The sequence below is a fragment of the Nesterenkonia massiliensis genome, assembly GCF_000455245.1.
Lineage (GTDB): Bacteria > Actinomycetota > Actinomycetes > Actinomycetales > Micrococcaceae > Nesterenkonia > Nesterenkonia rhizosphaerae.
Genome location: NZ_HG005167.1, coordinates 339321 through 348664, shown reverse-complemented (window position 1 = coordinate 348664; position 9344 = coordinate 339321). Strand labels below are relative to the sequence as shown.

Here is a 9344-nt window from a genome sequence, read left to right as displayed (position 1 = left end):
CACACCCGTGCCGAGCAGGACATCTACCGGATCGCGTTTTCCCATGGTCGCCGTGAGGGACACCTCGCCGGACATGAGGCCGGGCAGCTCGAGGCGCATCTCATTGGCTATGCCGACTAGGCAGAGCGCATATAGGCGGTGAGTCTGTAGAGGACTGGCACTTCTAAAGACTGTTGCGCTGGGTGCGCAGCAGATCTGAGGCACGGTCCGCTGTCCTGAGGTCCCGCGAGGATAAGTTCGCGACCTAGACAGATGGTGAACTGCGAGTATAAGTGCGCGTCGCCGGATGTCTAGTGAGAGTGCCGTGCGGGTTCCGAACGGGTTCGTAAACTACCGGGTTCACAACAGGTTGAGGTCGGTCGCCAAGGTCCAGCTGTCTCGACAGTTGCTCTAAGAGTAGCGAGTCGATGCCACTCACTCCCTGCGAACAAAGGTTCTGCATCAGCAACTGCTCGGTGTCGCCTGATGCACCGGTGTTCTTGGTTTCCCAGGTAGACCTCAGCGCACGCTGTAGTGCCATGGTGTCAAAGTGCGCTCGGATCTCGTCAAGAAATATGAGATGCAGGTAAGGCGTTACCGTGCCCCACACGGCCCGCTTGCCGTGGAGGTCAGGAGACAGTTCCAAGTCCCGAAGGATAGCTGGATTCCAACCATACTTTTTGTTCTCGCGTATATCCCAGTCTCCGCCGTGTGCGCAGGCGTTTCTGTAGTGCCGTGCGAATTCGAGCAATGGGTTGTCAAAATCTCTGTATCCTCCTTTCTCGATGGCGTCGCCGATGTGCAGACCGGCCGCCAAGGAGCCTGCGCTCAACAGGTCTGTGGCGACCCTGTCCTCCACCCGTGTGAGCGCTGTCAGGACCTCTTTGGCGGAGAACTCGAGATCCGTATCTCCCGGACCGTCGACGTACAGTGGCGTATCTCCTTGGGTACTGCTCCCTGTCAGATCCAGCGCGAACTTATGCAGCGGTAAGCTCGGGTGCAGCATCGCGGTCACAGAAAAACCATGCGCAAGATGCACGATGCGATAGTCAGCTGCTCTTCTGGCGATCGCCCCGGGCGTCAGATCGTCCGAAGTCATGCTTTATGGTGAATGGCGTTACGTGCTCGATCCAAATATTACGAGAGACGGACTGAATGGACGATCTATAACCGGGTGCCAGTGCGCTGTTCAAACCAAAGCCGCAATTCTAGTTCGCTGACCCAATGATCGAGCGAGTCCCAGACTGCGCCGAACCTATCGCCAATATGATTCACATACTCCACAGACGCCGGGATTACCGTGGATGCGCGGGAGTCCACCAGGCAATATTCTCCGTCGATGCCCTTGGAGATGACACCGTGAACGAGGGAATTTCGTTTGACGGACAAGTCTGCTGATTCTTCTAGCAAAGCCAGCACTGCGTTCTCGGCTTCACCGGTGTAAGTGCCGGAGACACGTACCAGATCTTTGGCCAAGTCCCGTCTCGCCGCCAAGTTCTTCTTCCAAGCATTCTTGCGGACTTGTTCGTCGTCGTTCGCATAGATGGCGTGGCAGAGGCGTCCAATCGTGTTCTCAACGTAGGCCCCATGTATCACTACTCGCCCAACTGCGGCGTGCATGTCTGCACCTACAGTCACATCTAAAGACGTGCCAAGAAGTTCCGATTCCATAAATCGAGATACTAGCTCGCTCCCTCCGTCCGCCTATAGATCCCCGAGCGCGTGCACAGTGTGCTACGTATAGAACGCCACCATCACCGCCACCCCTGTGACCCACGAGACCGGGTATCCCGGGACTGGACGCACTACCGGCTCAGCGACACCATCAAAACCAACGGCGGCCCCACCCTGGGCCCCTCATCGTCAGTGACCTACTCGTCGCCCACGGCACAGACTCCATGGACGGCCAACCCGTCACCCCGCTGCTCGCGGTCGACCACCAATACCGCCCCTCACCGGGCTCGCACCGCACACCACCACCGGCGAGCACACCGACCCGACAACCGCAGTCAGGGAGTACCTGAGTCGTCACGCAGAACCTCCTGGTGACTACTCATGGGGACGAAGAACATGACGGACGTTGTTTCGTACTTTGAGACTTCATCGGCCACGAACTTCATGAACTCAACAACGGCTACATCTAGCGCCTCACAGTGAGCTGCTTCATCGCCAGTAGGCAGACCTATGAGAATCGTGCGCACTTGACCAAGGCACTGCAGGAGGGCTTCTCTAACCCTGTCAGCGAACGGGTTTAGCGAACTATGGTCCAGCGCCTTTAGGTCAGCTACAGCCCCAGCCTGGGCAGTACTCACAGCATCCAAAGTGAGGGTGTCATGTAGGCGGTCCAGAGAGTCCCTCACCATGGTCTTGTCTTCGGACCACATAAGAATGCGTGCCGCATACCGGTGATAATCCTCGCGGAACCTTTCGTGCCGGTAACCAAAATCCCAGTCACTGTGCTGAACATCAACAGGATCGACGTTCTCAGCATCACGGAGTGTTTGAAGAAGGCAGTCACAGTACCTCGCAAGTTCGGTACTGCGCTGAAGTGTTTGCGCATCGGCGGCTTCCGCTTTCTGTAGCTCTGCAGCGTCTGCGTGGGCTTTCGCCTGCAGTCCTTTGGCATTTCGGTTCGCGACGAGCTGTGCAAGAAGTGATCCCGCCAGTGCAAATAGACCGCCAACCAAGGCACCGGCAAATGCCGGCCACCAATCTCCCCCGCTGTCGCCGACAGTAATCTGGATTATCTCTGGTGCCGGGGATGATGCGGTGAAGAGCATGAGCCAAGCTTATGGCGTCCCTCAGGCTCACCTGCTGGAGGCAGACTTGCCGGTGCTTGACGTCCAGCTAGCTCGACTACCGACTATCCGGCGCGCTAGAGGCCTCAGCTTCCTTGGCGCTGACGCCCTTGGTGTTCCGTGACCTACTCGTGAGCCCATGACGATGCTTGCATCGTCGACCACCGGGTCTCGGTTCACACCATCCACGGGCGAACACCCTGACCCCGCCACCGCGATACGCAAGTGCCTAAAGCGCCACGCCTAGCTTGCCTGGCAGTACCCCACCTGCTCAGATCATGAGAACCTTGGTAAGGCATGAAGAGCCTCCCTTTGGGGCTTTAGCACTGAAAGAAAGTTGAATGAATAGACAGCGAGAGCTCCTTCTTTACCGGCAGAGAGAATCTTTGGGGGCCGAGCAGGATCTCGATCTTGCCCTGGAGCTGCTCGCCGGAACTCGGACAGGCCGCACACAACCGATGCTGCGCATCTACCGGCCCGAACCAACTGTCGCCTTCGGACAACGCGATGCCCGCCTCCCAGGATTCGACGCCGCCCGGCAAGCCTGCCGAGACCTCGGCTTCGAACCCCTCATACGCCGCGCCGGAGGTCGGGCCGCCGCCTACCACCCGGGCTCCCTTGTCATCGACCACATTGAGCCGGATCCGGATCCCATCCGCGAATCCCAAGCACGCTTCCAAGCCTTCGGGGAACTCTTCGCCGAAGCCCTCACTCGAGCCGGCGTAGACGCCCGGCTTGGGCCCATCCCGCACGAATACTGCTACGGCGATCACTCCGTCCACGGCGTTCACCCCACCGAGCAGGACATCCGCGTCAAACTCATCGGCACCGCCCAGCGACAAATCGCCACCGGATGGCTTTTCTCCAGTTCAATCGTCGTAGAAGACGGCGCCGCCATCCGCCGGGTCCTCAGTGAAGCCTATTCCGCGATGGAGCTGCCCTGGGATCCACTCACCGGAGGAGCCGCCACGGACCTCAACTCCGGCATCACAGCAGACCAGGTAGAACACGCTGTACTAGAGGTCTACGCCGAGCACTGGGACCTGCAGCCGATTCGCCAGCTTCCAGCGCTGGGCTGACCACGCGGCAAAAGACTCGCCCCGCGGTTAAACCGGCATCAGCCGGTAAAGGCGTAGGAGAAGCGCTCCAGAATAGAAGCAAAAACCAGCAGATAGATCACGACCACCGCAACCCACCACCACTCAGAAGCGATCCGCTTCACCCGTGCTGATGCCGGAATTACTCCGTGGATGATGTTCCGGGCAGTGGTTGCCACAAAGAACGGGATCACCGCAGCCCACACCACCATGCAATACGGGCACAGCACTCCGATCACATAAACAGCATTGGCCCAGAGCCAGATACAGAAGCCGAAGGCAAAAACCGCTCCGGCCTGCAGCCCCAGCCAGTACCATCGGGGGAACCGAGCGACGGCGAGAACGCTGACCGCCACCGCCACCAGCACCGGGAAACCCACCACGCCGATGAAGATATTCGGGAAGCCGAACGTGGAGGCCTGCCAGGACCCCATGACCTGCCCACAGGACACCCAAGGGTTGATATCGCAAGCAGTGGTGTGATTCGGGTCCTGCCACAGCTGCACACGTTCATACAGCAGCAGGAAACTGGCCACGGCCCCCACCAGACCGGTGATCAGCAGCCAGAGACCAATAGTCCGGCGCCCCAAAGCGACACGCCCGGAGTCAGCGGCAGCCACAGGGGCGTCGTCGTACTCCAGTGCCTGGTCACTCGGCGCGGAAAGCTGGGAAGACATATGTCCATGGTACGCAGTTGCTCAAATTCGAACGCTCTGTGCAATCTGCCTGCAACATAAGCGTGTGCCATACTGAGAAGCACGAGAAGGCAGACCACACCTGCCGCTCGAGAAGGCTTTCACACGCAAGAACAGCGAAAACTGCACAATAAGTAGGGCAGGCACCCGTCGTGGACCGGGACCGGGAGAAACCCGGATCCTTCAAGGTCCGCACGGTCCAACCAATGAAGATGCCGCCACAGACGCAGCCGGACATTGTTCTGTACGCGAGTGACGGCCGTCAGCACCGCGAAGAGCGCGCTCAGATAGAGGGGCAGCGCCCGGTAAAGACGGCTGGGAAGAAAAACTTCACACGAGAAGTCATCGGCTCCGCTGAGTGTGGCAGCGGCAGGACGATGGCAGGAGCACATCACCCATATGACCGAGACAGACACATCCGCGGACCGTCCGGCGGAAGCATCAGCTGAACCCACAAACTTCCACGAGATCTTCAACCCCTTCAGTGCGCCTATCCCAGGCTTCCCCGGATCCGACGCCACCCCAGATCCTGAAGAGGTTCCCTCCGAGCCAGTGGTCGACGACGTCGTCGACGTGATGTTCCAGGCACCGGACCTCTCCACCATCAAGCCTGCGAGAACCCGCCAGCCAGCTCCAGAGGAAGAGCCGGAGGACTCTGACGAGGACTGGAACGACGACGAGGGCGAGGACGAGCAGGAATCCTCCTCCGGGCGGCGCAACCGTCGCAAGCGCCGCCGTGGTGGACGCAACCGCAATAAGAGCGAGAACGACCAGGACACCAGCTCCGATCGCACCAACGACAACAAGGACTCCGCAGAGGAGAGCCAGCGCCAGGAGAAGGGCTCCGCACCTAAAACTGCAGCCCCCAAGGCGCAGCAGGAGAAGGCCGAGGGCAGCGAAGACTCCGAGGCTGAGACCCCTGAGGCGGATTCCGCAAGCTCGGATTCTGAACCAGCCTCCGAGAAGGACGGCGAAGAGCAGGTCATCCGCAAGAAGCGACGTCGTCGTCGCGGCACTGCGGATATGGAGATCGAAGAGGAATCCGAGGACGGTCACACCGTCACCCGGATCCGTTCCGGCCGTGAGACCAGCGACAACGCCCCTGCCAAAGTCACCGGCGTGAAGGGCTCCACCCGCTTAGAAGCCAAGCGCCAGCGCCGTCGTGCCTCCCGTGAGGGCGGCCGCCGCCGTCAGATCATCACCGAGGCCGAGTTCCTGGCCCGCCGTGAATCCGTGGACCGGAAGATGATCGTCCGCCAGCGTGGTGAGCGCATCCAGATCGGCGTGCTCGAAGACGGCGTGCTGGCTGAGCACTATGTCTCACACACCACCCAGGATTCCCTGATCGGCAACGTCTACCTGGGCAAGGTGCAGAACGTGCTGCCCTCCATGGAGGCAGCCTTCGTGGACATCGGACGCGGCCGCAACGCTGTGCTCTACGCCGGTGAAGTGGACTGGGATGCCGCCAATATCGGCAACGCCCCGCGCAAAATCGAAAACGCTCTGAAATCCGGAGACTCCGTCCTGGTCCAGGTCACCAAGGACCCGGTGGGGCACAAGGGTGCGCGCCTGACCAGCCAGGTTTCGCTGCCCGGACGCTACCTGGTCTTCGTGCCCGGCGGCTCCATGACCGGAATCTCGCGCAAGCTCCCCGACACCGAGCGGGCTCGGCTGAAGAAGATCCTCAAAGAGCAGATGCCGGATAACGCCGGCGTCATTGTCCGCACCGCCGCCGAGGGTGCCTCCGAGGAGGAACTCACCAACGACATCAACCGGCTGCGCGCACTCTGGGAAACCATCCAGGGCCAGGCTGACAGCAAGAAGGTTCTGGCACCGGAGCTGCTCTACGCTGAGCCGGATCTGACCATCAAGGTGGTCCGTGACGTCTTCAACGAGGACTTCTCCTCCATGGAAGTCCAGGGTGAAGAGACCTGGGACAACATCGAGGCCTACGTCACCTATGTGGCCCCGCACTTGCTGGACCGCCTCCACCAGTGGGACGAGGACGAGCAGGGCGATATCTTCGCCCACCACCGGATCGATGAGCAGCTGCACAAAGCACTGGACCGCAAGGTCAACCTGCCATCCGGCGGCTCCTTGGTCTTTGACCGCACCGAGGCGATGACCGTAGTTGACGTCAACACCGGAAAATTCACCGGCTCCGGCGGCAACCTGGAAGAGACCGTCACCCGGAACAACCTGGAAGCGGCTGAGGAGATCGTCCGTCAGCTGCGGCTGCGCGATATCGGCGGCATTATCGTTATCGACTTCATCGACATGGTCTTAGAATCCAACCGGGACCTGGTGCTGCGCCGCATGGTCGAATGCCTCGGCCGTGACCGCACCAAGCACCAGGTGGCCGAAGTCACCAGCCTGGGCTTGGTGCAGATGACCCGCAAACGCATGGGCACCGGTCTGCTGGAAGTCTTCTCCGAGACCTGTGAGCACTGCGCTGGCCGCGGCATCATCACCCACGGCGAGCCAGTGGAGAACCGCCCGGCTTACACCGCCGACGGTGAACTGCGTCAGGCCAAGAGCAATAAGAAGCGCCGCAAGAAGGGCCGGAAGAACGACGACGCCGCCCCCAGCAGCAACGAATCCGAACAGCCGGATCTGCAGAAACTGGAGAAGGCCCGTCAGGGTCTGGCCCAGGTCGCTGCGGCCACCACCAAGGCCGAGGACGCAGAGTCCGCTGATTCCGAGCACAGCGTGGACTCCGGACAAGCCGGGGATGATGCAGCAGCTGAGACTGCGGGGGAGGTCCAGCACTCCGGCAGCGGAAAGCAGGGCCGCGAAGGACGCTCTCGCGGCCGTGGACGGGGCCGTGAGCGTTCTGAGCGCGGACGGTCCGGACGCAATGCCGCTGAGCACCAAGAACAGCAGGAGCCGCAGGGCAAGCAAGACGAGGCTGAGTCCAAGGCCGTGCTGACCATCGCTGGTGAACCCATTGAGGTCCCGCGCGGTACGGCTGAACCCAAGGCAGCCGTCGAAGCCCAGCAGCCAGTGAGCCTGGACTCCCTGGATCAGGCGTTGGCCTCCCGGCAGAGCAGTGAGCGCCCGGCCCGCCCCATGCGGCGTCGTCGTGCTGCTGGTTCTGCCCAGGGAGCTGGTGGCGAAGTTCACCAGGTGCAGTCGGAGGCCTCCGGCGCGGAGGTGACCTTCTCCGCCAAGGCGGCTCAGCCCGATGCGGAGAAGCCCAAGCCTGCCAGCGAGCCAGTGATGCTCGGTGTGGGAGTGAAAGCTGAGGAGATCGGCCGAGGCTGATCACCTGCGTACGACGCGCCGGGGCGCTCATGTTGCCCCGGCGAAGTCGTTCGCGTAATATAGACCCCTGGTGTCAAATGGCACCCACAGTCTTTTCTGCGCTGACACCGCTGGTTGCTTCAACCGGTGAGAGACGGCGCGAAATGTCCCAAGCAAGTTCAACGAGAGAAGTGAGTCCCAAGTGGTGTACGCGATTGTCCGCGCAGGCGGCCGCCAGGAGAAGGTTTCCGTTGGAGACCTCGTGACCCTTGACCGCGTCCCGGCCGAGGCAGGCAGCACCATCGAGCTGCCGGCAGTGATGCTGGTGGACGGGGACAAGGTCACCACCGGTGCCGATGACCTCGCCAAGGTGAAGGTCCAGGCCGAAGTTCTGGAGAACCTTCGCGGTAAGAAGATTGTCATCCAGAAGTACAAGAACAAGACCGGCTACAAGAAGCGCCAGGGTCACCGTTCTGAGCTGACCCGCGTCAAGGTGACCTCCATCGCCTGACCTGAGCGATAAGCTCAACCCGATAAGAATTCCAGTCCTTCGAGAGGCAGGCATAAGCCATGGCACATAAGAAAGGTGCGAGCTCCACTCGCAACGGTCGCGACTCCAACGCACAGCGCCTCGGCGTGAAGCGCTTCGGCGGCCAGAACGTCTCCGCCGGTGAGATCCTCATCCGCCAGCGCGGCACCAAGTTCCACCCCGGCACCAACGTTGGCCGCGGCGGCGATGACACCCTCTTCGCCCTCGCCGACGGTGCTGTTGAGTTCGGCAGCCGCCGCGGCCGCAAGGTCGTCAACATCGTCCCAGCCGCCCAGTAATCACGGGCCTTGGCTGATATCTAAGACACCCCAAACGTCTTAACTTCTCAAGGGTGGGCCCGATATGGGCCCGCCCTTGAGTCGTCTCTAGACTAAGAACACCACCACCCCAACCGTCAGGAGCAGATTCATGGCACATTTCGTCGACCGCGTGGTGCTGCACGCCACCGCCGGCAGCGGAGGCCACGGCTGCATCTCCGTCCACCGCGAGAAGTTCAAGCCGCTGGGCGGACCTGATGGAGGCGACGGCGGCGACGGCGGCCATATCGACCTCGTAGTCGACCCGCAGACCACCACACTGCTGGACTACCACCACCGGCCCCACCGCAAAGCTGAAAACGGTGGCGTCGGCCAGGGTGGCCACCGGAACGGCCATAAGGGGCAGACCCTCGAACTGCCGGTCCCCGACGGCACCGTCATTAAAGACAAAGAGGGCAACGTCCTGGCAGACCTGGTCGGAGCCGGCGCGCGTGCCCGCATCGCTGAAGGTGGACAGGGCGGACTCGGCAATGCCGCATTAGCCTCCAAGAAGCGCAAAGCCCCTGGTTTCGCCCTGCTGGGCATCCCCGGCGAAGAAGCCGAAGTGGTCCTGGAGCTCAAATCAGTGGCGGATATTGCTCTGGTGGGCTTCCCCTCAGCCGGTAAATCAAGCCTGATCGCCGCGCTCTCAGCGGCCCGCCCCAAGATTGCCGACTACCCATTCA

At 61.3% G+C, this 9344-nt stretch carries 9 protein-coding genes; 5 read left to right on the top strand and 4 right to left on the bottom strand.

Annotation, left to right across the window (positions count from 1 at the left end; genetic code table 11):
- Window positions 1-244: 244 nt before the first annotated feature.
- The 3 genes from TX78_RS07135 to TX78_RS07125 all read right to left on the bottom strand — a co-directional run bounded on the left by TX78_RS07135 (window position 245) and on the right by TX78_RS07125 (window position 2759).
- Window positions 245-1078 (bottom strand): hypothetical protein, encoded by an 834-nt coding sequence (locus TX78_RS07135; RefSeq protein ID WP_044494919.1) that lies wholly within the window; start codon window positions 1076-1078, stop codon window positions 245-247.
- Window positions 1079-1143: 65 nt separating this feature from the next.
- Window positions 1144-1650 (bottom strand): hypothetical protein, encoded by a 507-nt coding sequence (locus TX78_RS07130; RefSeq protein WP_147640440.1) that lies wholly within the window; start codon window positions 1648-1650, stop codon window positions 1144-1146.
- 338 nt (window positions 1651-1988) lie between these two features.
- Window positions 1989-2759: a hypothetical protein gene (locus tag TX78_RS07125; protein ID WP_044494916.1), complete on the bottom strand. Its 771-nt coding sequence runs from the start codon at window positions 2757-2759 to the stop codon at window positions 1989-1991.
- A gap of 359 nt (window positions 2760-3118) precedes the next feature.
- Here TX78_RS07125 and TX78_RS07120 point away from each other — a divergent pair, with 359 nt between their 5' ends.
- Complete coding sequence (locus tag TX78_RS07120) at window positions 3119-3856, top strand: lipoate--protein ligase family protein (RefSeq protein WP_044494913.1); 738 nt, start codon at window positions 3119-3121, stop codon at window positions 3854-3856.
- Window positions 3857-3894: 38 nt separating this feature from the next.
- Here the strand turns inward: TX78_RS07120 and TX78_RS07115 are convergent, their stop codons facing one another.
- A complete protein-coding gene (locus TX78_RS07115) occupies window positions 3895-4551 on the bottom strand; it encodes a vitamin K epoxide reductase family protein (RefSeq protein ID WP_044494912.1) in 657 nt (218 codons plus the stop codon).
- Window positions 4552-4959: 408 nt separating this feature from the next.
- Between TX78_RS07115 and TX78_RS07110 the strand changes: the two genes are divergently transcribed.
- The 4 genes from TX78_RS07110 to TX78_RS14310 form a co-directional block, all read left to right on the top strand.
- The gene (locus tag TX78_RS07110) at window positions 4960-7833 is read left to right on the top strand and encodes an Rne/Rng family ribonuclease (RefSeq protein WP_407635383.1); all 2874 of its coding nucleotides are present in this window, start codon (window positions 4960-4962) and stop codon (window positions 7831-7833) included.
- A 181-nt stretch (window positions 7834-8014) separates the two neighbouring features.
- Window positions 8015-8323, top strand: a complete 309-nt coding sequence (gene rplU, locus TX78_RS07105; protein ID WP_044494908.1) for a 50S ribosomal protein L21 — start codon at window positions 8015-8017, stop codon at window positions 8321-8323.
- A 59-nt stretch (window positions 8324-8382) separates the two neighbouring features.
- Window positions 8383-8640 carry a 50S ribosomal protein L27 gene (gene rpmA / locus TX78_RS07100; RefSeq protein ID WP_044494906.1) on the top strand — a complete coding sequence of 86 codons (258 nt, stop codon included), beginning with the start codon at window positions 8383-8385 and terminating at the stop codon, window positions 8638-8640.
- 130 nt (window positions 8641-8770) lie between these two features.
- On the top strand, window positions 8771-9344 hold a 574-nt coding region (locus tag TX78_RS14310), incomplete at its 3' end, for a GTPase (RefSeq protein ID WP_044495016.1).